Below are 20,182 nucleotides of genomic sequence, written 5' to 3' on the forward strand. Positions count from 1 at the left end.
AGGGCAAAGGAAAACCCCGCCCGGCGACGAGCCGGACGGGGCTTTCCCACCACAGTCGATATTCTGTGTCAGCCGGCGGCGTGCTGCGCCGCCAGCGCCGCGAGCAACAGCAGCGCGACGATGTTGGTGATCTTGATCATCGGGTTGACCGCGGGACCCGCCGTATCCTTGTACGGATCGCCCACGGTGTCGCCGGTGACCGCGGCCTTGTGCGCCTCGGATCCCTTGCCGCCGTAATTGCCGTCCTCGATATACTTCTTGGCATTGTCCCATGCGCCGCCGCCCGAGGTCATCGAGATGGCGACGAACAGGCCCGAGACGATCACGCCGAGCAGCATCGCGCCCAAGGTCGCGAAGCCTTCGTCACGCCCGGCGACCGCCTGGATGATGAAGAACACCGCGACGGGGCTGAGCACGGGGAGCAGCGACGGCACGATCATTTCCTTGATCGCCGCCTTGGTCACGATGTCGACCGTGCGCGCATAGTTCGGGCGGCTGGTGCCGGCCATGATGCCGGGATCGTCGCGGAACTGCGCGCGGACGTCCTCGACCACCGATCCCGCCGCCCGGCCGACCGCGGTCATGCCGAACGCGCCGAACAAATAAGGCAGGAGCGCGCCGAGCAGCAGCCCGACGATGACGTATGGATTGCTCAGCGAGAAATCGACCACGCCGATCCCGAGCTCGGTCGCATAGCGCGTGAGGTCGGTGGTGTAGGCGCCGAACAGCACGAGTGCCGCCAGCGCCGCCGAGCCGATCGCATAGCCTTTGGTCACCGCCTTGGTGGTGTTGCCGACCGCGTCGAGCGCGTCGGTGCGGTGGCGGACGTCGTCGGGCAGGCCCGCCATTTCGGCGATGCCGCCGGCGTTGTCGGTGACCGGGCCGTAGGCGTCGAGCGCGACCACCATGCCGGCCAGCGCAAGCAGCGAGGTCGCGGCGAACGCCACGCCGATGATGCCCGCGAGCTGGAACGTCGCGATCACCGCGATGACGATCACGAGCGTCGGCAACGCGGTCGATTCGAGGCTGATCGCCAGCCCCTGGATGACGTTGGTGCCGTGCCCGGTGGTCGACGCCTTGGCGATCGACTTGACCGGGCGATAGTTGGTGCCGGTGTAATATTCGGTGATCCACACCAGCAGCCCGGTGACGACCAGACCGATCATCATGCACCAGAACAATTTGGCGCCGGTGAAGGTCTTGGCGGTGGTCACGATCGGCGCGGCCATGTCGCCGAGCACATATTGCGTGGCGAAGAAGATCGCCGGGACCGACAGAATGACGGTGGTCCAGAACCCCTTGTACATCGCGCCCATGATGTTCTGGCTCTTGCCGAGACGGACCATGTAGGTGCCGATGATCGAGGTGACGATGCACACGCCGCCGACGATCAGCGGCAGCGTCATCAGCTGGAGCAGGTTGCTGGCGTCGGGCAGCAGCAACGCGATCGACACCATCGTCAGGCCGATCGTCACGACATAGGTTTCGAACAGATCGGCCGCCATGCCGGCGCAGTCGCCGACATTGTCGCCGACGTTGTCGGCGATGGTCGCGGGGTTGCGGGGGTCGTCCTCGGGAATGCCCGCCTCGACCTTGCCGACCAGGTCGGCGCCGACGTCGGCCGCCTTGGTGAAGATGCCGCCGCCGAGACGCGCGAAGATCGAAATGAGCGATGCGCCGAATGCCAGCGCGGTCAGCGCGGCGACGATCTGGTGGTCGCCGGGAGCGAGGCCTTTATGGCCGACGAGATACCAGAAGATGCCCGAGATCGAGAGCAGGCCAAGCCCCGCCACCAGCATGCCGGTGATCGCGCCCGAGCGGAACGCGAGCGTCAGGCCACCTTGAAGTGAAGTGCGCGCGGCCTCGGCGGTGCGCACGTTGGCGCGGACCGAGATGTTCATGCCGATATAGCCGGCAATGCCCGACAGGATTGCACCGATCAGGAACGACACGGTCGACAACGCGCCGAGCGTGAAGAACACGACGGCCGCGACGACGACGCCGACGATCGCGATGGTGGTGTATTGCCGGCCCAGATAGGCCTTGGCGCCTTCCTGAATGGCGGACGCGATGTCCTGCATCTTTTCGTTGCCGGCGGGTGCGCGAAGCACTTGCTGGCTGGTGATGATGCCATAGAGTACGGCGATCAGGCCGCAGACGATGGCCGCATACACGATCGTCATTATTTCTTCCCCTGCATATTTATTGCCCGGACTTGCCGCCCGTGCGCTTCCCTAGGTGGCGCTTGCCTATAAAGACGCGGGCGCGGCGCGCAAGCGCCTCACATCAGTGCTGAAAGCCCAGTCTGGACGGCAGGTCGATCGAACGGCCATTGTCGGTCAGCGTCAAACCACTGCCCTCGGCGAACGACCCGACCCGCGTCACCGGGACCGGAGACGCGAAGTCGGCGGGAGCGGCGAACAACAATTGATAGTCGTCGCCGGCGGTCGCCGCCTCGATCCGCGCCCATCGGTCCTCGCCGACATAGGCGCGATAGCTGGCGGACAGCGGGATTTCGGCGACGTCGATCGAGACCGCAAGCGCGCTCGCCAGCGCCATGCGCTGGGCGTCGATCAGCAGCCCGTCGGATACGTCCATCATTGCGTGGACGAGAGGCGCAAGCGCGCGACCCTCAGCGACTAGCGGCGTCGGCCGGCGATACGCGGCGAGCAAATCGGCGGGGCCGTCGATCCCGCGCGCGATCTTCAGCCCAGCCCCGGCGTCGCCGATCGTGCCGGTCACCCACAAGCCATCGCCGACCTTGGCGCCCGACCGCGCGACGGCGCCCGCGTCGCTGCCGATCGCGGTCAGCGACAATACGCGCAGCGCGCGCACCGGCAGCGAGACGGTGTCGCCGCCGAGTAGCGCGCAACCGTAAGCGGTCAGTGCTTCGCCGAACCCCTTGAGAAACGCCCGATCCCACTCATCGTCGCCGCAGGGATGGTTGAGCAGGACGGCTTGCGGAACGGCGCCTTTGGCGGCGAGATCGGACAAGTTCACCGCAACCAGCTTCCACGCCACGTCTTCGGGGGAATCGTCGGACAGGAAATGGACGCTTTCGACGATCGTGTCGGTGGTGATCGTCAGCCCGGCGAGGCTGGCGGTGTCGTCGGTTAGTCCGTCCGCGCCCGGATGGAGCGGCAGCGCGCGCAGCGCGGCGATGAATTCGGCTTCGGTCATGCCGACCGGCGGGCGGCTCGTTTCACCCCGGCCGCGCGGATCGCCTCCAGTGTACGGTCGCGGTTGCCGTCACCCGGTGCGTTGTCGAGCCGCGCCTTGAGCAAAGCCGCCAGCCGCCAGTCGCGTGGGCCGTCGCTCCGGACGATGTCATCGACGAGCGCATCGGTCGGGCCAAGCCCGATCGACACCGACGCCGCATCGTCGAGATAGGTGACCGCGTGCCACCAGAACGGTGGCTGAATCAGCATCTCGCCGGGGCCGATGATGCAATGGTACCCGCCATGGTCGGCGACCATCGTCGCCCAGTCGTCAACGCTGAACGCGCGCAGGTCACGGCGCGCGAAGTTGCCGCGCGGATCGAGCTGCTCGGCGGCAGGTAACGGCAGGAATGCGAAATGCTTGCGGCCGAACAGCGCAACCTGGAACAGCCAGTGGCTGCTCCAGTCGAAGTGCATGTCGGTGAACGAGCCCCGGCGACCCGCGAACAAGCGCGCCTCGCGGATCGGCAACAGCGTCGCGGGCAATGCCAGGCGGTCGAGCAGCGTCTGCGGCACCGGCGCCTCGGTCATCAGCTCCAGCGCGCTGCCGCTATCCGCCGCGGGCCGGGGCGCGGCGAGGTAGGCGCCGAGCGTCGCGGGGCGCGGGTTTGACCCCATCGTGCGGCCGGCGAGCAGATCGTCGAGGTAGTTGTTGACCACCGGAAAGCGCTGGGCGTGAAGGTCCGCGAGGAAATCGGCATCGGTCACCGTCGCCTGGTCGGCGCCCGTGACCAATGTCGGGCGATCGAGCGCGGCCAGCCCGTGCTGTTGCAGTTCGCTGAAATCGATCGTGGGCAGTGCGGTCATCGCTCGATCCTAGCACCGGGCGCGGGGCTAGGCGCGCACTTCCTTTGCCACGGCGTCGAGGATGCCGTTGACGAACCCCGCCTCGCGGCGGTCGTAGAACGCCTTGGCGACATCGACATATTCGCTGATGATCGTGCCCGTCGCGGTGTCGGCGCGGGCGAGCAATTCGTAGGTCGCGGCGCGCAGCAGCGCCTTCATCGGCTTGTCGAGCCGCTCCAGGCTCCAGTCGTTGCTCAGCTTGGCGGCGACGAGCTTGTCGATTTCCTCTGACCGCGCCAGCGCGCCGGCGACGATATCGTCGAAATAATTCTCGTCGGCCTTGGCGTATTCAGCATCCTCGATCGTCGCGCCGAGCCGGTGCTGGTGGAATTCGTGGAGCAACGGCGCCAGCGCCATGCCCTCCATCTCATGCTGATAGAGCGCTTGCGTGGCGGCGAGGCGCGCGGCGGCGCGGGCTTTGGATCGGGCGGCGGTTCGGCGGGACATGGTCGCGCGCCTATCGGTCAGCGCGGCGCGAGGCGCAAGGCCACCGACTTGGCATGTGCGGGCAAGCCCTCGGCTTCGGCCAGCGTCACCGCGGCGGGGCCGATCGCGGCGAGTGCGGCCTCGTCGAGCGACAGGAAGCTGGTGCGCTTCATGAAATCGAGCACCGACAGCCCGCTCGAAAAGCGTGCACGGCGGCCGGTGGGGAGGACGTGGTTCGGCCCCGCGACGTAATCGCCGACCGCCTCCGGCGTGTGCCGGCCGAGAAACACCGACCCGGCATGCTTGACCAGGTCGAACAGACTTTCCGCCTCGTCGCACGCCAGTTCGAGATGCTCGGGCGCGAGCCGGTTCACCAGCGGCATCGCCTCGGCCAGATCGGCGGTCACGACGATCGCGCCGTTCGTGTCCCAGCTTTCGCGCGCGACCTTGGCGGTCGACAGTTCGCCGATCTGCAGATCGACCGCGTCGGCCACCGCGCGCGCCAGGGCGGCATCGTCCGTGAACAGGATCGACTGGCTCGACGGGTCGTGCTCGGCCTGGCTGAGCAAGTCGGCGGCGATCCATGCGGGATCGTTCGCGCCGTCCGCGACGACGACGATCTCGCTCGGCCCCGCGACCATGTCGATCCCGACCACGCCGAACAATTGCCGCTTGGCCTCGGCGACCCACGCATTTCCTGGCCCGCACACGACATCGACCGGCGCGATCCGCCCGGTGCCGTAGGCGAGCGCCGCCACCGCCTGCGCGCCGCCGATCCGCCAGATCTCGTCCACGCCGGCGATATGCGCGGCGGCGAGCACCAGCGGGTTTACTTCGCCGTCCGGCGTCGGCGTGACCATCACGAGCCGCTCGACCCCCGCGACCTTGGCAGGGATCGCGTTCATCAGCACCGAGCTAGGATAGGCGGCACGCCCCCCGGGCACGTAGATCCCCGCCGCATCGACCCCGCGCCACCGCGCGCCGAGCCGCGCGCCGATCGCATCGGTGGTGTCGCTGTCTTCGGGCTTCTGCTTGACGTGGAACGCGACGATCCGCTCGGCGGCAAGTTCGAGCGCCGCGCGCAGGTCGGGCGCGAGGCCGTCATACGCCGCGACCCACTCCGCCTTTTCGATCCGCCAGCCGGTGTCGTTGAGGTCGTGATTGTCGAACTTGCGCGTGAAGGCGTGGACCGCGGCATCGCCCTCGTCGCGCACGCTGGCGACGATCGTGCGGACATCGCGCGCGACGTCGACATCGGCCTCGCGGCGCGCGTCGACCAGCGCGGCGAACTGGCGCTCGAAGCCCGGTTCGGAGGTGGAGAGCTTGATCATCCGGCCACCGTCAGCGTCATCCGGCCACCGCCCGCCGGAACGCATCGACCAGCGGCACCAGCTCGGGCCGCGTCTTGAACGCAGCACGGTTCACGATCAGGCGGCTGGTCACGTCCATGATCCGCTCGACCTCGACCAGCCCGTTCTCCGCGAGCGTGCGCCCCGACGACACCAGATCGACGATACGGGGGGCGAGGCCGAGCGTCGGCGCCAGCTCCATCGCGCCGTTCAGCTTGACGCACTCGGCCTGCACCCCGCGCGCCTCGAAATGGCGCTGAGTCAGGTACGGATATTTGGTCGCGACGCGGACATGGCTCCAGCCGCGCGGATCATCGGTCGCGGCGAGTTCGGCGGGCTCGGCGACCGACAGGCGGCAATGGCCGATGCCGAGATCGACCGGGGCGTAGAGTTCGGGATAATCGAACTCCGCCAGCACGTCCGATCCGACGATGCCGAGCTGTGCCGCGCCGTGCGCGACGAAGGTCGCGACGTCGAATGCGCGGACGCGGATCAGGTCGATGTCGGCGCGGTTGGTGGAGAACCGCAGCGCGCGGCTGTCCTCGTTGGTGAACGCCGCTTCTGGCTCGATCCCGGCGCGCGCGAGGAGCGGCGCGGCCTCGGCGAGGATGCGGCCCTTGGGCATTGCGATGACGATCGGGGCGGCCATGGCGGGGGCTTTACTTGTGCAGGTGCGAAGGAGCAATGGATCGCCGACGGAGGCGATCATGGCTGGCGAAGAGAATAACCGGGGCGCGTTTCGGATCCAGGAATTCTATTGCCGCCACATGGACGCGCCGATGTACGCGCGGCTGTGCACGGCGGTGGCCGAGGGCCTGACGCGCGAGAGCCGCACGGGCGCACGCATCCTCGACTGGCCGGGCGAGCCGACGCGCGATGCGTTGCCGCTGCGGTTTTTCGGCGGGCTGCACGCATTGGTTCGCGCGGGCCAGGGTGAGGGGCTCGCCGCGGTGTTTCGCGGCGAGGTGACCGACCGGGACGCCATCGCCGCCGCGCTCAACGCCGCATTGGTCGCGCATGACGATGTGGTGCTGCCGTGGCTCGACGGCCCGCCGCAGACCAACGAGCCGGGCCGCTCTGGCGCGCTGATGCTAGGGCTGACGGCAATCGCGCGACAGCATGGCCCGAAGATCGAGTTGCTCGAGATCGGGTCGAGCGCGGGACTCAATCTGCTGATCGACCGCTACGCTTTCGATCTTGGCGGGACGAGGGTCGGGCCGGCCGACGCGCCCGTGACGATCCGGCCCGAATGGAAGGGCGATCCGCCCGCGCCGACGCCCGTCGATATCGTCTCTGTGCGCGGGTGCGACGTCCAACCGCTCGACGCGACCGACCCGGCGGTCGAGGAACGGCTGCTATCCTATGTCTGGCCCGAAACGCCCGTTCGGGCCGAGCGGTTGAAAAAAGCGATCGCGATGCAGCGCGAACGCCATGTCGATCTGGTTCGCGCCGACGCCGCCGACTGGATCGAGGCGCGATTGGCCGAGCCTCAGGACGCGGGCGTTACGCGCGTGCTGATGCACTCGGTCGTGTGGCAATATCTGCCCGCCGCCGTCGCCGACCGCATCCGCGACGCGATGCGCGCGGCGGCGGAGCGCGCCACCGCGGAACGCCCGCTAGGCTGGGTGATGATGGAGCCTAACCGCGCGTTCGCACAGCAAATCGTGCGCGTGCGGAGCTGGCCCGGCCATGCCGACTGGGACGTGCTGGCGACCGCGCATGCGCACGGCACCTGGGTCAAGATGGGGATCGGTGAGGAAGACCGGCGGCCGTACGATTTGCCCGATTCGGCGAAGGTCGAGGCGGGCTAGGCGCCCTGCGCCGCCAGCCACTCGCGCATCGCTGCCGTCACCGCTTCGGGATTTTCCCACGGCACGAAATGCCCGGCGTCGATCTTTTTCAACGTCATATTCGGCACGTATGCCTCCAGGCCGTCGAGGTTCGATGGCAACAGCGCCTTGTCGCCAGTACCCCAGATGACGAGGGTCGGCGTGTTGAGTGGCGGGAACGGCCCGTCGAGATAGGCGGGCCGCTCGGGCGTCTCGTCCATGCCCGGCACGACGAGCGCGCTCGCGCGGTACCAGTTGAGCATCGCCGGCATCGCGCCGGGCTGGCTCCATTGGTCGAGATAGACGGGTTTCTCGTCGCGCACCTTCTCGAAATCGGTGTGGCGCATGAAGCTGCCGTCGAAGAATTCGCTGAGCCCGATCTTGTCGATATGCGCGTCGAGTCCGGGATTGCGGAACGCGGTGATGTACTGGCTTGCTGCGCGCTGATCCATGTCGTCGAACAACAGCCGCTGGAAAACGAACGGATGCGGCGCGTTGACGATGATCAGATGCTTGATGCGGCCCTGGTTCTGCAGTGCCGCCATCCACGCGATCGCGCCGCCCCAGTCGTGCCCGACCAGCGTGAAGTCGGCGATCTCGAAATGGTCGGCCAGCGCGAGCAGGTCGGCGACCGGCTTGTCCGGCGTGTAATTCTCGACGCCTTCGGGCTTGGACGACCGCGCGAAGCCGCGTTGATCGGGCGCGAGGACGAAATGGTCCTTGGCGAGCTCCGGGATCTGATGGCGCCACGTCCGGTGCGATTCGGGAAAGCCGTGGAGCAGGACGATCGGGGCGGACGCTGGATCGCCCGCGACCGCCACGTCGAGTTCGACCCCGGTGGCGAGGGCAACGCGTTGCAGCTCGAAATCGCTCATTCTATCCTCCTGACGAAGGCGCTAAATCCGCGAATGTTCCCAATGTTCGCAGTGGCCATGGACTTCACCAGTGCAGATTTTTGCGACGCAAGCGCGTGATGGTTCTCGCCGTCACGCTGTCGGACGAAATCCTACATTGCAAGCGAGGTTTTACGGAACCGCGAGCGGCCGCTATATCGCATCATGGCCAAGGCCGACCAGACCGAAATCCGCGCCCGGATCGTGATCGAGCATCCGGTGCGGGACGTACTCCACAGTCTGCAATCGGGTGACACCGACATCCTCGATCCCAAGCGGTCGAAGGCGGGCGAGCCCCTGGCGTTCGACTTCCCGCTGCGCGTCGCGCCCGGCCCCAAATTCTTCGGCGATCAGGTGCGGCGCGAGGGGCCGGTGCGCCGCTTCGTCTATATCCGCATCGGCCAGTCGGCGGGCGATCATTCGTCGGAATGGTCGCGGCGCATGAAGATCGACGTGCACGACACGCCGCAGGACTTGCTCGACCGCGCGATGGCGGGGGAGGGGGTGGTGGAATTGACGGTCAATGGGACGGGGAAGGACGGGTCGCCGGCTTGCGCGACGGTGAAGGTGGTGGGGAGGCAGATTACTTAGCTAGCGGCCCAAGATCAACTTCGTTCTTTGAAGGCATCAGGGTCGAAGTTCCCCTCAATCCGAGATCTACGCTTACCGTCAGGCATATACTTGAAAATTCTGAAATAAACTAGCAAGCTTTCAAGATCTTTTGATACTTTATGTGTTGAATTGTAGGCAAGCAGATATAGTTCTCGAGCGGTAAGCTGACTTCTAATGAGATTGCCATAAGAGAATTTTTCTTGTTCTGTCAGAACCTTATCATTCTTAATTTTGTATAGAACGGAATATATTATTCTAAAATACGCAGAAAAGGTATCTCCATTTGGAGAAAGAACGGAGGAATCATAAAGCTCCTGCATTCTTTCTCTAGTAGATGACGATAATTCTCCCGCCTCTTTGTGCCAAAAAAATATTTCAACTAATGCGTAGGCAATGGCATCCAGACCTCTATAAGTTCTTCTAAGTGAAAGAGTTGGTGCCCCTCTGCTTATTCTGATACTTCGATATTTTATGGAGTGCTTAAAAGTCAGTTCGTTTCGAACTTCTCGCATAAGGCGCATTAGTTCAAAAAAAGAGCTTTCAAATTGTTGTTTGTGGGTATCGATCGCTTGGTATCGTATGGATCGCTGCTGAAGAGTCAGTGTCGCGATGACCACGATCGCTCCGATCGTGGATACGAAGGCATTAAAGCCGCCAAAGCTGTCACCCCAAGTGCCCGCGCCTTGCAAATTGAGGCTGCTGTCTTCCGTGAAGTAGCGAGCCAAGCCTAAGCTGTAGTCGGCATAGACAGCCCAGAACAGGACGACACCGAAGAACCCGAATATTACCGTGCGAACGCGCATTCGGCGGTTGTGCATTTCTCAAGTCGAACTGGCTAGCCATCGCGCTCCAACGCCGTCGGGAAATGCGTTCGTTACGGATACGTCGCCGTCAGCGGAACCTCGGGGATCGGGATGAATTCCTTCTCGTCCCCGGGCACCAAAGCAAACCGCCCCGCTTTCCAGTCGGCCTTGGCCTGATCGATCCGGTCCTTGCGTGAGCTGACGAAATTCCACCACACGTATCGTTCGGTGCGGAACGCCTCGCCGCCGCACAGCATCACGCGGCCGCCGGTCGCTGAGTGCAGCGTCATCGCGACGCCGGGCTGCAGTACATATAGCGTGTTGAGCGTCATCGGCATGCCGTCGATGCTTGCTTCGCCCAGCGCGAGGTACACCGCGCGTTCGTCGGCGCCCTTGTCGATCGGCGCGCTTGCGCCAGGCTCGAGCAGAATGTCCGCGTAGATTGTCTCGGCATAGGTTGTGGTCGGCGCGGCCTGGCCCCACAGGCTCCCCATAATGATCCGCGCGGTCGCACCATGGCCGTCGATTACCGGCAAGTCCGCCTTGGCGACATGCTCGAACGCGGGGTCGATCTCTTCCTTGTCCTCGGGCATGCCGAGCCAGGTCTGGATCCCCGACAGCTCCGGCCCGTGTGCGCGCTCGTCACTGGGGGAGCGTTCGCTATGCGCGATGCCGTGCCCCGCAGTCATCAGGTTGACCGCGCCGGGCTCGATCCGCGCGAACGTGCCGAGCGAATCGCGATGGTCGATCGCCCCGGCGAACAGATAGGTCACGGTCGACAGGTTGATATGCGGGTGCGGGCGGACGTCGATGCCGGTGCCGATATCGAGGTGCGCCGGACCCATCTGATCGAAGAAGATGAACGGCCCGACCATCTGGTGCGGTTTCGACGGGAGCGTGCGGTGGACCTTGAAACCGCCCAGATCGTGCGTGGTCGGCGTGATCGTGCGCAGGATCAGATCGTCGTTGGTCATTTCAGCACCTTTGTCAGGATATCGCTCAAGTCTTCGGGGAAATGTTGCTCGCGCAAGCTGGCGAGCTCGGCGGCGGCGAACCAGCGCCATTGCTGCATCACGCGCTGCTCGAGCTCGGTATGCCCGCCGACGTCGATCTCGCGCGCGTCGGTGCGAACGAGGAAATAGCGTTCGTCGGCGGTCACTTCGACACCCTCGATTGTCAGGAAATCGACCTCGCGGCGCAGCACTTCGGGGCCGGGATCGGCGACGATGCCGGTTTCCTCGTACAGTTCGCGGCGCGCGGCCTCGGCATAGCTCTCGCCCGGATCGACCGCGCCGCCCGCGGTGCACCAGAAAGGCGGGCGGCCATCCTCCGGCGTGAAGCGGAACAGCAGCACGCGGCCCATCTCGTCGACCAGCAGGATGCGCGCGGCGGGACGGGGCGCGCGGGTCATTCCCCAGGCACCCGCGCCTTGATCGCCAGCGCGTGGATGCGCGTCGCGAGCAAGTCGGCGAGCGCGCGATTGACCAGCCGCTGGCGCGCGACGCGGTTGAGTCCCGCGAACGCCGCGCTCTCGACCACGACCGTCCAGTGCGATTCGCCGGTGCCGTCGTCGCCCATATGGCCGGCATGGTGGTGGCTGTCGTTGATCACTTCGAGATGCGACGGCGAGAGCGCATCGGTCAGGCGGGCCGTCATGATTTCGCCAAGGGGAGCGGTGGAAGCATTTGTCATCGCGCCTATATAGCGGGCTTTTCGCCGGAGACACCGTGGCGCGTACGCCCCCCACCGATCGCCCCAATGCCCGCTTCCACGGCCGCGTCGAGGGGACCGGCCGCGACTGCGATGCGGACGGGTGCGACCAGCCGGGCGAGTTTCGCGCGCCGCTCATGGACAGTCCCTGGCTGCGCGGCGACGGGCCGGGCGGGTATCGCTATTTCTGCCTCGATCATGTCCGCGAATTCAACGCCAAGTACAATTTCTTCACCGGGATGAGCACCGACGAAATCCATGAGGCGCAGCGCCCGTTCGCGGGCTGGGAGCGCGAGACTCGCGCGTTCGCATCGAACGGCGCCGACCGGCCGCCGAAGTGGAGCGATTTCAGCGATCCGTTGGATGCGATCGGCGCGCGGTTCCGCGAGCGGATGGCGGCCGAGCGCAAGGACGGCAGGCCGCTGTCGAGCGACGACCGGCGCGCGCTGAAGGTGCTCGGGCTCGCCACCGACGCCGACCGCAAGGGGCTGCGCACGCGCTATTCGGAGCTGGTCCGCAAGTTCCACCCCGACCGCAACGGCGGCGACCGCAGCATGGAAAAGGCGCTGCAGGACGTGATCGCGGCGTATCAGCAACTGAAGGGGTCGCCTGCGTTTGCCTGATAGTGGTTGTTGCCTTGACCTCTCCCCCCTCGTCGCCGCAAAGCCGCGCATAATGAAACGCCGCACCGGACAGGACCGCGCGATCACCGCGAAATGGCGCCCCGCGACGCAAGCGGTGCGCGGCGGCACCGCGCGTTCGGAGTTCGGCGAAACTTCCGAAGCGCTGTTCCTGACCTCGGGCTATGCGTACGATTGCGCGGGCGACGCCGCGGCGCGGTTCGCGGGCGATCAGGTCGGCATGACCTATTCGCGGTTGCAGAACCCGACGGTCGAAATGCTCGAACAGCGTGTCGCGTTGATGGAGGGGACCGAGGCCGCGCGCGCCACCGCGACCGGCATGGCGGCGATGACCGCGGCGCTGCTGTGCCAGCTCCAGACCGGCGACCATGTCGTCGCGGGGCGCGCGGCGTTCGGTTCGTGCCGCTGGCTGGTCGATACCCTGCTGCCGAAGTTCGGCATTGCGACCACCGTGATCGACGCGCGCGATCCGCAACAATTCATCGACGCGACGCGGCCCGAGACCAAGGTCTATTTCTTCGAAACCCCCGCCAACCCGACGATGGACATCGTCGATCTGGAAGCGGTGTGCGGTATCGCGAAAGAGCGTGGCATCGTGTCGGTCGTGGACAACGCCTTCGCCACCCCCGCGCTACAACGCCCGGTCGAATTCGGCGCCGACGTCGTCGCGCATTCGGCGACCAAGATGATGGACGGGCAAGGCCGCGTACTGGCGGGCGTGGTCTGCGGGACCGAGGATTTCATCAACAACACGCTGCTGCCGTTCCACCGCAACACCGGGCCGACGATCAGCCCGTTCAACGCCTGGGTGGTGCTCAAGGGGCTCGAGACGCTCGACTTGCGCATCCGGCGGCAGAGCGAGAACAGCATCAAGGTCGGTAAATTCCTCGAAGGCCGGGTACCGCGCATCCTGCATCCTGGGCTGCCGAGCCACCCGCAGCATAACCTCGCGATGCGCCAGATGGACGCCGCGGGATCGATCTTCGCGTTCGAGCTGGATGGCGGACGCAGCCAGGCGCACGGCCTGCTCGACGCGCTCAAGCTGATCGATATCTCGAACAATATCGGCGATTCGCGATCGCTGATGACGCATCCCAGCTCGACCACGCATTCCGGGGTCGATGAGGCCAAGCGGCTGGAGATGGGCGTGACCGAGGGGATGATCCGGATCAACGTCGGGCTCGAAGACCCGCAGGACGTGATCGACGATCTCGGCCAGGCGTTGAAGGCGGTCGGGCTGTGAGCGTGATGAAGGCGCTCTTTCCCTATGTCGCGGAAACTCGCGGGGTGGTGGTGCGCGTGTCGGTCAGCTTCCTCCCCGAACAGTCCGAGCCGGCGCGCGGGCGGTGGTTCTGGGCGTATCACGTGCGGATCGAGAATGAAGGACCGGCGACGGTTCAACTGCTCACGCGCCACTGGGTCATCACCGATGGCCGTGGCGCGCGGCATTCGGTCGAGGGTGAGGGCGTGGTCGGCGAACAGCCGGTGATCGCGCCGGGCGGGTCGTTCGATTACGTCTCCGGCTGTCCGCTCGCGACGCCGACCGGACAGATGCAGGGCAGCTATCACATGATCGCCGAGGACGGATCGGCGTTCGACGTCGATATCCCCAAATTCGCGTTGCTCGCGCCGGCGGTCGGGGTTTAACGTGGAGCAGGGGGCATGAAACGCACGCACCTCCCGCTCAACGGGCTACGCGTGCTCGATGCGGCGGCGCGGCATTTGTCGTTCACGCGCGCCGCCGACGAGCTGGCGGTGACCCCGGCGGCGGTCGGCCAGCAGATCCGCGCACTCGAGGATACGCTTGGCGTCGTGCTGTTTCGCCGCACCACCAAAGGGCTAGAACTCACCCCCGAGGGCGAAGCCGGACTCGCTGCGCTGCGCCACGGGTTCCTCCAGTTCGAGGAAGCCGTCCGCGCGATGCAGGCGGGGCAATCGTCCAAGTCGCTGACCATCGCCGCGCCGCGCGACGTGTTGCATTGCTGGCTGATGCCGCGCCTCGCCGAAATCGCGCGCGACGATGGCGAACTCCGCTTCGTGCTGATCGCCGCCGATGAGGATCTCGACTTCACCCAGGCCAATCTCGACCTCGCGGTGCGCTGGGGCGAGGGGCCTGGCGAGCATGAGGGCGAAGCGCTCGAATCGGACGGCATGGTGACGGTCGAGCGACCCGGCGGCGGGGCGGACACGCGGATTTCGTGGCCGGGCTGCCTCAACGACGATGCGGTGTCGCTGGTTCGCGTGGCCGATGCCGGGCTCGCGATCGACGCGGCGGCCGAAGGATTGGGCCGCGCGACCGTGCCCGAACTGCTCGCGCGCCGCAGCCTGGCTGGGGGCAGCATCGTCGCGGTCGGCGAGGCCAAGCCTTACCGGCTCGGCTATTGGCTGGTCGCGCCGCTCCCGCAATGGCGGCAGAAGAAGGTCAAGGCGCTGGTGGAGGCGCTGGGAGCGTGAGCCTGCCGGTGATGGAGACCGAGCGGCTGGTGCTCCGCGCGCTGCGGGTCAAGGATGCCGAGGCGCTGCATCCGATGTATTCGGACGTCGACGCCAATTATTACGGCTCGCACCCGGCCACGGTGACGCTCGATGAGACGCGGGTCTCGCTGGAAAAAAAGGTCGGCGACACCGCCTGGCGCGGCTGGGCGATCACGCTGAAGGGCGACGACACCGCGATCGGCAACGTCGCCTGTTACGAGAAGCGCCAGGGCAAGGTGACCGAGATCGGCTACATGCTGCGCCGCGATCACTGGGGTCACGGCTATGTCACCGAAGCAGTTGCGGCGATGATCGACCTGTTGTTCGCCGAGGGGCAGCGCCGCATCTTCGCCGACACCGACCCCGACAATAAGCCATCGATCGCGGTCGTCGAGCGGTTGGGCTTCACGCTCGAAGCGACGTTGCGCGCCGAGTGGGAGACGCACATCGGCGTGCGCGACAGTTTGATCTTCGGGCTTCTGGAGGACGAATGGCGGGCATCGCGCGAGAGGCGCAACGCATCGTGACACCGATCGATGAATTCATGGCGCGGGTGCTCGACGATCCCGCTGCGCAGGCGCGGCTCGCCGCGCCGACCGCCGTCCCGGACTATGTCGAGATCGCGGTCGCGCTGGCGGCGGAATACGGTATCGCGCTACCGCCGGGCGACGTGGAGGCGCTTCTGCAGCCCGATCCATTGGGGCTCAGCCGCTTTGCCCCGGCGCCGGTGACGCTCGACCGCTGGCCTGGGCCGGGCTGGCTGCCGACGCGGTCGGTGCCGCACGCCAATCCTCCGGCGTTCGATTGGGCGTGGTTCGGCGACGCGCCGCTGCGCGAGCCGATGTACGAGGATTCGGTGCGGAACGCGGCGGCCTTGCCGTTCAACCGCATGTTCCGGACGCGGACATCGCTCGACGCTCTGATTGGCGATGCCGCCCATCACGACGTCGCCGCGCCTTCCGGGTTTGTCTTCCATATGTCGCGCTGCGGATCGACACTGGCGGGACGGATGCTGATGGCGGTTCCCGGGCATGCCGTCGCGTCCGAGCCAGAGCCGCTCGACGCGGTGATCCAATGGGCGACGCTGTCGGGCGCGTCGCACGACGATCGGGTCGCCGCGTTGCGCGCGATCGTCGGCGCGCTCGGTCGCGACCGCACGGTCGGCCAGCGGCGTTTCTTCATCAAGTTCGATGCGTGGCACGCGCTGGCGTTGCCGCTGATCCGGGCCGCGTTTCCCGATGTGCCGTGGATATTCCTCTACCGCGATCCGGTCGAGGTGATCATGTCGCACCAGGCCGAGCCGGGATTGCATTACGTACCCGGCGTGCTGCCGCCGGCACTGATTGGCATCGACACCGCCGACTCGACCAGCCCGGCCGATTACACCGCACGGATACTCGCCAGGATTTGCGGTGCGGCGGTTGACCATTGGCCGCTCGGCGGCGGCCTGGCGGTCCGGTTCGACGATATCTACGCCGCGATGACGACAACCGTTCCGGCCCATTTCGGCTTCCGGACGGAAGCGGATGAGCGCGCGGCAATGACGGCGGCGACGGCGGTCGATGCCAAGCGGCCGTCGGCGCCGTTCACGCCCGACAGCGTGGCAAAGCAGAAGATGGCGTCGGCCGACGTGATTGCCGCGGCGGCGCATGTCGCGCCGCACATCGCATCGCTCGACAGGCTCCGCCGGGATAGTGTACGGTGACGTAACTATTCGTGACTCGAGCGGGCCGAACGTGAAGACGGTCGGTTCGGCAACGACGACAATCTGCCGTCAGGGCAAGTGGGAGGAATATCATGGCAACGCCGTTCATTGGTGAGATCGTCGGGTTTGGCGGGAATTTCGCGCCACGCAATTATTCGACGTGCCAGGGCCAGCTTCTGTCGATTTCGCAGAATACGGCGTTGTTCTCGATCCTGGGCACGACCTATGGCGGCAATGGCCAGACGACGTTCGCGCTGCCCGATCTTCAAGGTCGTGCGCCGATCGGGCAGGGCCAGGGGCCGGGGCTTCAGAACTATGTGCTCGGTCAGAATGGCGGCACCGAAAACGCGACGCTGCTGACCGGCAACCTCCCGTCGCACACGCACGCCGGCACGCTGAACGCCAACCAGGTCAAGGCGACGGCACAGACGCCGCAGACCGGTTCGCTGCTGGCCCGGGCGGCGGATCCGTCGAACGCCGGTTCGACCCCGGAGATCTACGTTCCCACCGGGACCGCCGGTGCGCAGGTCGCGCTTGGCGGATTGACGGTTGGCAACACCGGCAACAACCTGCCCTTTTCGATCCTCAGCCCTTATCTGACGATCACCTGGCTGATCGCGCTGTTCGGCATATTCCCGTCGCGTAACTGACGATTGCAGGAAGGCTGTTCGGGACTCGGACCGTCGGCCTTCGCCATCCCTGAGACGATGGTTTTTTCCGAGGATGGTAGATGTAGATCGGGACGATCAAGGGGAGACATATAATGGCAACGCCGTTTATTGGTGAGATCATCGGGTTCGGCGGGAATTTCGCGCCGCGCAGCTATGCGCTGTGCCAGGGCCAGCTTCTGTCGATCGCACAGAACACGGCGTTGTTCTCGATCCTGGGCACGACCTATGGCGGCAATGGCCAGACGACCTTCGCGCTGCCCGACCTGCGCGGTCGCGCGCCGATCGGGCAGGGCCAGGGGCCGGGGCTTCAGAACTATGATCTTGGCCAGGTGGGCGGCACCGAAAACGCGACGCTGCTGACCGGCAACCTCCCGTCGCACACGCACGCCGGCACGCTGAACGCCAACCAGGTGAAGGCGACCGCGCAGACGCCGCAGACCGGTTCGATGCTGGCCCGGGCGGCGGATCCGTCGAGCGCCGGTTCGACGCCGGAGATCTACGTTCCCACCGGGACCGCCGGTGCGCAGGTAGCACTTGGCGGATTGACGATCGGCAACACTGGCAACAACCTGCCTTTCCCGATCCTCAGTCCCTATCTGACGATCAACTGGCTGATCGCGCTCGAGGGCATCTTCCCGTCGCGCAATTGACGAACCCCGACCGATCCGGCCGGGCGACCGGCCGGATCAGTTGAACACCGCCTGATAATAATATCCGGGCGCGGCGCCGGGCTGGGCGATGGTCGGCGCGATATAGATCGTATCGGGACCGAACTTCCCGCTTTTCATCACGTACAGGCCGTCGACCAGCAGGATGTCGGGCGACGAGTGGAAGATCAACGTGAACGGCGGCCGGTCATCGAACGCGCGCTGGCGCCCGGGGGTCGCTTCGACCAGCTTGAGCAACACGTTCTTCGGGTCGCAATGCACCTCGAACGTCTGGCCGACCAGCGGCAGGAATTCTTCGATCTTGATCTGGCGCGGAAGCGGTTGAGTATCGGTCATGACGTCCCGCGTAATCGGATGCCGGGAAGCGTTCAAGCATTCAGCGCCAATTTGGTATCGGGAAAGGAGAAGCCATGGCTCACCGCGACGCAGAGCCGGATGCGGGCCACATGTTCGATCGGTTTTTTGCGCGCCGCGCGCCCGGGCTTCGGGTCGTGGCGGAGGAGGATGCGCATCGGCCGTTTCTGAGCGACCTGTTCGTCGCCTGCTCGCCCTTGCGCGGCATGTTGCCCGAGCCGGTGGTGCTGCAACAGGCGTCGCTCCGCGAAACCGCTTATCGAACCGATTACCCGTCGGCGATGCGCCGGATCGTGCTCGCGCAGGATAGGCCGATCGGGCGCATCATGGTCGATTGGTCCGCCGACGATGCGGCGATGCTGATCGATATCGCGGTAGTGCCCGACAAGCAGGGGGCCGGAGTCGCGACAGCTGTGGTGGGCGCGTACCTGGATGTCGCCGACCACCGGCGCCAGTCTGCCGCCTTGCAAGTGATGCGCGATAACCCCGCGCTCCATTGGTACGCGCGGCTGGGCTTTGCGCCGGTCGAGGCGCAGGATTTCGCCCCGTATATCGACATGACCCGCGAGCCGCGCGGCGGCGATTAGGGCAGTGTCGTGCTCGATGCGAGCACCAGCGCGCGCGTCATCAACTGGCTGAATGCCAATGTCTCGACCCCGGCATCGGCGCGGTGCCAATTGCCCACCACCGCGAGCCAGCGACCGTCCTTGCGCCGCACCAGATAGTTGAGCGTGATGACGCCCGGCTCCGACCCGCCCTTGAACCCGACATAATCGAACTTGGCGCGGGTGCCGGCGTCGGTGCCCGGATTGACCGCGAGCAGCGCCAGCGCAGTTTCGCCACTCTTGGTTCGCAGCCAGTCGAGCACCCCCGCGGTCTGCGCCGGGCTGGCGAACCATTCGAGCGTGTCGATCGAGACCGGTTTGCCGCCGAAGATCGACGGATCGACCACGGTCGTGGCGAGGCGCGGCGCATTGGCGGCGAGCAGCGTGCGCCGCTCGACGGGCGCTGCCTTGGCCCAGGCTGCGGCAAGTCCGGCATTGGCCGGCGACTTGATCGCGAACATCTGGCGCGTGGTCAGCATCGGCGCGAGCCCCGGTGCGCCCGCCGCCGTGACGAACCCGTCGAGCTTCGCACCTTCGAGCGACACCAGCGTGTCGGTCGCGGTATTGTCGCTGATCGAGATCATCAGCGTCGCGAGCGTCTGGAGCGTGACCGGGCTGCCCGCGGGCCAGCTTTGCGTGATGCCCGACGGCAGCGAGGGTGGGCCGACCGGGACGACATCGGCCCATTTGCGCTCGCCCGCGGCGACTTCGCGTGCGAGTTCGCCCAGCACCCATAATTTGAACGCCGACCCGAGCGGCGCGGTGCGGTCGGGCTCGGCCCCCGCGACCAGTTTGGGCACGCCTTCGCCCAGCGCATAAATGCCGAACCCGCTCGCGCCGGGCAGCGCGCGGAAATCGGCGGCGAGCTTGTCGACCGTGTCGCCCGCGATCTCGGTGCCGGTGAAGAGCAGCCCGATGGCCGCATGCGGCGGGGCGGGATCGACCGCCAATTGCACGGTGACGATCCCGCGTTCGAACCGCAGCCGGACGGTCGCTGCCCAGGCACTTATCGCGACGATCGATTCGACCGCGATCGGCTTGCCCATCTGCGCGGTCACTTGCGCCACCACGGCGTCCCATTTGTCGCGCGGCAAGGCGGCGTGGAAGGCGGGTGAGAAATAGGCGTCGAAATCGCCCGCCCCTGCAATCAGTCCCACCAATTCGCCCGCGCGCGCGCCCAGTGCCGGATCGGCGACTGTCGTCGATGTAGAGGGTATGGGCGCCGGCGTTTGCGCGAATCCGGGTTGAGAAATGCCCAGTAATAGAACGGCGATCAGCGTGCGCATCTTTCCCCTTTCATGCCACCGCGTCGACCGAGCAGGCGAGGCGGCACAACCTAACGCATAATAACCCTTGCGATCCATGGATTACGGCAAC

General features: G+C 66.1%; 24 protein-coding genes. 11 read left to right on the plus strand and 13 right to left on the minus strand.

The window, feature by feature from the left end; translation table 11 throughout:
- Positions 1-68 precede the first annotated feature (68 nt).
- From JWM94_RS08385 to hisG, 6 genes are all read right to left on the minus strand, one after another.
- Positions 69-2,183 (minus strand): sodium-translocating pyrophosphatase, encoded by a 2,115-nt coding sequence (locus JWM94_RS08385; protein WP_299424913.1) that lies wholly within the window; start codon positions 2,181-2,183, stop codon positions 69-71.
- Positions 2,184-2,286: 103 nt separating this feature from the next.
- Positions 2,287-3,180: a thiamine-phosphate kinase gene (gene thiL, locus JWM94_RS08390; RefSeq protein ID WP_299424916.1), complete on the minus strand. Its 894-nt coding sequence runs from the start codon at positions 3,178-3,180 to the stop codon at positions 2,287-2,289.
- A complete protein-coding gene (locus JWM94_RS08395; RefSeq protein WP_299424918.1) occupies positions 3,177-4,025 on the minus strand; it encodes a cupin-like domain-containing protein in 849 nt (282 codons plus the stop codon). Before JWM94_RS08395 ends, thiL begins: the two co-directional genes overlap by 4 nt.
- Positions 4,026-4,052: 27 nt before the next feature.
- Positions 4,053-4,511, minus strand: a complete 459-nt coding sequence (nusB, locus tag JWM94_RS08400; RefSeq protein ID WP_299424921.1) for a transcription antitermination factor NusB — start codon at positions 4,509-4,511, stop codon at positions 4,053-4,055.
- A 17-nt stretch (positions 4,512-4,528) separates the two neighbouring features.
- Entirely contained in the window at positions 4,529-5,821 is a 1,293-nt protein-coding gene (gene hisD, locus JWM94_RS08405) for a histidinol dehydrogenase (RefSeq protein WP_299424923.1), read from the minus strand.
- A gap of 16 nt (positions 5,822-5,837) precedes the next feature.
- Complete coding sequence (gene hisG / locus JWM94_RS08410; RefSeq protein WP_299424925.1) at positions 5,838-6,488, minus strand: ATP phosphoribosyltransferase; 651 nt, start codon at positions 6,486-6,488, stop codon at positions 5,838-5,840.
- A 58-nt stretch (positions 6,489-6,546) separates the two neighbouring features.
- On the opposite strand from hisG, the gene JWM94_RS08415 reads away from it, so the two are divergent.
- Positions 6,547-7,650 carry a DUF2332 family protein gene (locus JWM94_RS08415; RefSeq protein WP_299424928.1) on the plus strand — a complete coding sequence of 368 codons (1,104 nt, stop codon included), beginning with the start codon at positions 6,547-6,549 and terminating at the stop codon, positions 7,648-7,650.
- Here JWM94_RS08415 and JWM94_RS08420 read toward each other — a convergent pair.
- Positions 7,647-8,543: an alpha/beta fold hydrolase gene (locus JWM94_RS08420; RefSeq protein WP_299424930.1), complete on the minus strand. Its 897-nt coding sequence runs from the start codon at positions 8,541-8,543 to the stop codon at positions 7,647-7,649. The two genes, JWM94_RS08415 and JWM94_RS08420, sit on opposite strands and share 4 nt — an antisense overlap.
- A 183-nt stretch (positions 8,544-8,726) precedes the next feature.
- Here JWM94_RS08420 and JWM94_RS08425 point away from each other — a divergent pair, with 183 nt between their 5' ends.
- Positions 8,727-9,152 carry a DUF5990 family protein gene (locus tag JWM94_RS08425; RefSeq protein ID WP_299424933.1) on the plus strand — a complete coding sequence of 142 codons (426 nt, stop codon included), beginning with the start codon at positions 8,727-8,729 and terminating at the stop codon, positions 9,150-9,152.
- Between the two features lie 14 nt (positions 9,153-9,166).
- Here JWM94_RS08425 and JWM94_RS08430 read toward each other — a convergent pair whose 3' ends face one another.
- The 4 genes from JWM94_RS08430 to JWM94_RS08445 form a co-directional block, all read right to left on the minus strand.
- Positions 9,167-9,976: a putative phage abortive infection protein gene (locus JWM94_RS08430; protein ID WP_299424936.1), complete on the minus strand. Its 810-nt coding sequence runs from the start codon at positions 9,974-9,976 to the stop codon at positions 9,167-9,169.
- Positions 9,977-10,047: 71 nt separating this feature from the next.
- On the minus strand, positions 10,048-10,950 hold the full coding sequence (locus JWM94_RS08435; protein WP_299424939.1) for a pirin family protein: 903 nt from the start codon (positions 10,948-10,950) through the stop codon (positions 10,048-10,050).
- Complete coding sequence (locus tag JWM94_RS08440) at positions 10,947-11,387, minus strand: NUDIX domain-containing protein (RefSeq protein ID WP_299424941.1); 441 nt, start codon at positions 11,385-11,387, stop codon at positions 10,947-10,949. Before JWM94_RS08440 ends, JWM94_RS08435 begins: the two co-directional genes overlap by 4 nt.
- The gene (locus JWM94_RS08445) at positions 11,384-11,668 is read right to left on the minus strand and encodes a BolA family transcriptional regulator (RefSeq protein WP_299424944.1); all 285 of its coding nucleotides are present in this window, start codon (positions 11,666-11,668) and stop codon (positions 11,384-11,386) included. The genes JWM94_RS08440 and JWM94_RS08445 overlap by 4 nt, the downstream gene beginning before the upstream one ends.
- 35 nt (positions 11,669-11,703) lie before the next feature.
- On the opposite strand from JWM94_RS08445, the gene JWM94_RS08450 reads away from it, so the two are divergent.
- From JWM94_RS08450 to JWM94_RS08485, 8 genes are all read left to right on the plus strand, one after another.
- Entirely contained in the window at positions 11,704-12,309 is a 606-nt protein-coding gene (locus tag JWM94_RS08450; protein ID WP_299424946.1) for a J domain-containing protein, read from the plus strand.
- A gap of 52 nt (positions 12,310-12,361) precedes the next feature.
- Positions 12,362-13,570 (plus strand): aminotransferase class I/II-fold pyridoxal phosphate-dependent enzyme, encoded by a 1,209-nt coding sequence (locus JWM94_RS08455; protein ID WP_299424949.1) that lies wholly within the window; start codon positions 12,362-12,364, stop codon positions 13,568-13,570.
- A gap of 5 nt (positions 13,571-13,575) precedes the next feature.
- Entirely contained in the window at positions 13,576-13,974 is a 399-nt protein-coding gene (gene apaG / locus JWM94_RS08460) for a Co2+/Mg2+ efflux protein ApaG (RefSeq protein ID WP_299425011.1), read from the plus strand.
- A 15-nt stretch (positions 13,975-13,989) separates the two neighbouring features.
- The gene (locus tag JWM94_RS08465; RefSeq protein ID WP_299424952.1) at positions 13,990-14,781 is read left to right on the plus strand and encodes a LysR family transcriptional regulator; all 792 of its coding nucleotides are present in this window, start codon (positions 13,990-13,992) and stop codon (positions 14,779-14,781) included.
- A complete protein-coding gene (locus JWM94_RS08470; protein WP_367185874.1) occupies positions 14,778-15,329 on the plus strand; it encodes a GNAT family N-acetyltransferase in 552 nt (183 codons plus the stop codon). The genes JWM94_RS08465 and JWM94_RS08470 overlap by 4 nt, the downstream gene beginning before the upstream one ends.
- Positions 15,293-16,507, plus strand: a complete 1,215-nt coding sequence (locus JWM94_RS08475; RefSeq protein WP_299424955.1) for a hypothetical protein — start codon at positions 15,293-15,295, stop codon at positions 16,505-16,507. Before JWM94_RS08470 ends, JWM94_RS08475 begins: the two co-directional genes overlap by 37 nt.
- Positions 16,508-16,599: 92 nt before the next feature.
- Entirely contained in the window at positions 16,600-17,157 is a 558-nt protein-coding gene (locus JWM94_RS08480) for a phage tail protein (RefSeq protein ID WP_299424958.1), read from the plus strand.
- A 113-nt stretch (positions 17,158-17,270) separates the two neighbouring features.
- A complete protein-coding gene (locus JWM94_RS08485; RefSeq protein WP_299424961.1) occupies positions 17,271-17,828 on the plus strand; it encodes a phage tail protein in 558 nt (185 codons plus the stop codon).
- 36 nt (positions 17,829-17,864) lie between these two features.
- Here the strand turns inward: JWM94_RS08485 and JWM94_RS08490 are convergent, their stop codons facing one another.
- Positions 17,865-18,182 (minus strand): hypothetical protein, encoded by a 318-nt coding sequence (locus tag JWM94_RS08490; RefSeq protein WP_299424964.1) that lies wholly within the window; start codon positions 18,180-18,182, stop codon positions 17,865-17,867.
- A 74-nt stretch (positions 18,183-18,256) separates the two neighbouring features.
- On the opposite strand from JWM94_RS08490, the gene JWM94_RS08495 reads away from it, so the two are divergent.
- Positions 18,257-18,787, plus strand: coding sequence for a GNAT family N-acetyltransferase (locus tag JWM94_RS08495; RefSeq protein ID WP_299424967.1), 531 nt, complete (start codon positions 18,257-18,259; stop codon positions 18,785-18,787).
- Here JWM94_RS08495 and JWM94_RS08500 read toward each other — a convergent pair.
- Positions 18,784-20,091, minus strand: coding sequence for a serine hydrolase (locus JWM94_RS08500; protein WP_299424970.1), 1,308 nt, complete (start codon positions 20,089-20,091; stop codon positions 18,784-18,786). The genes JWM94_RS08495 and JWM94_RS08500 overlap by 4 nt on opposite strands.
- Positions 20,092-20,182: the final 91 nt, after the last annotated feature.

The organism is Sphingomonas bacterium (assembly GCF_028289855.1).
GTDB lineage: Bacteria > Pseudomonadota > Alphaproteobacteria > Sphingomonadales > Sphingomonadaceae > Sphingomonas.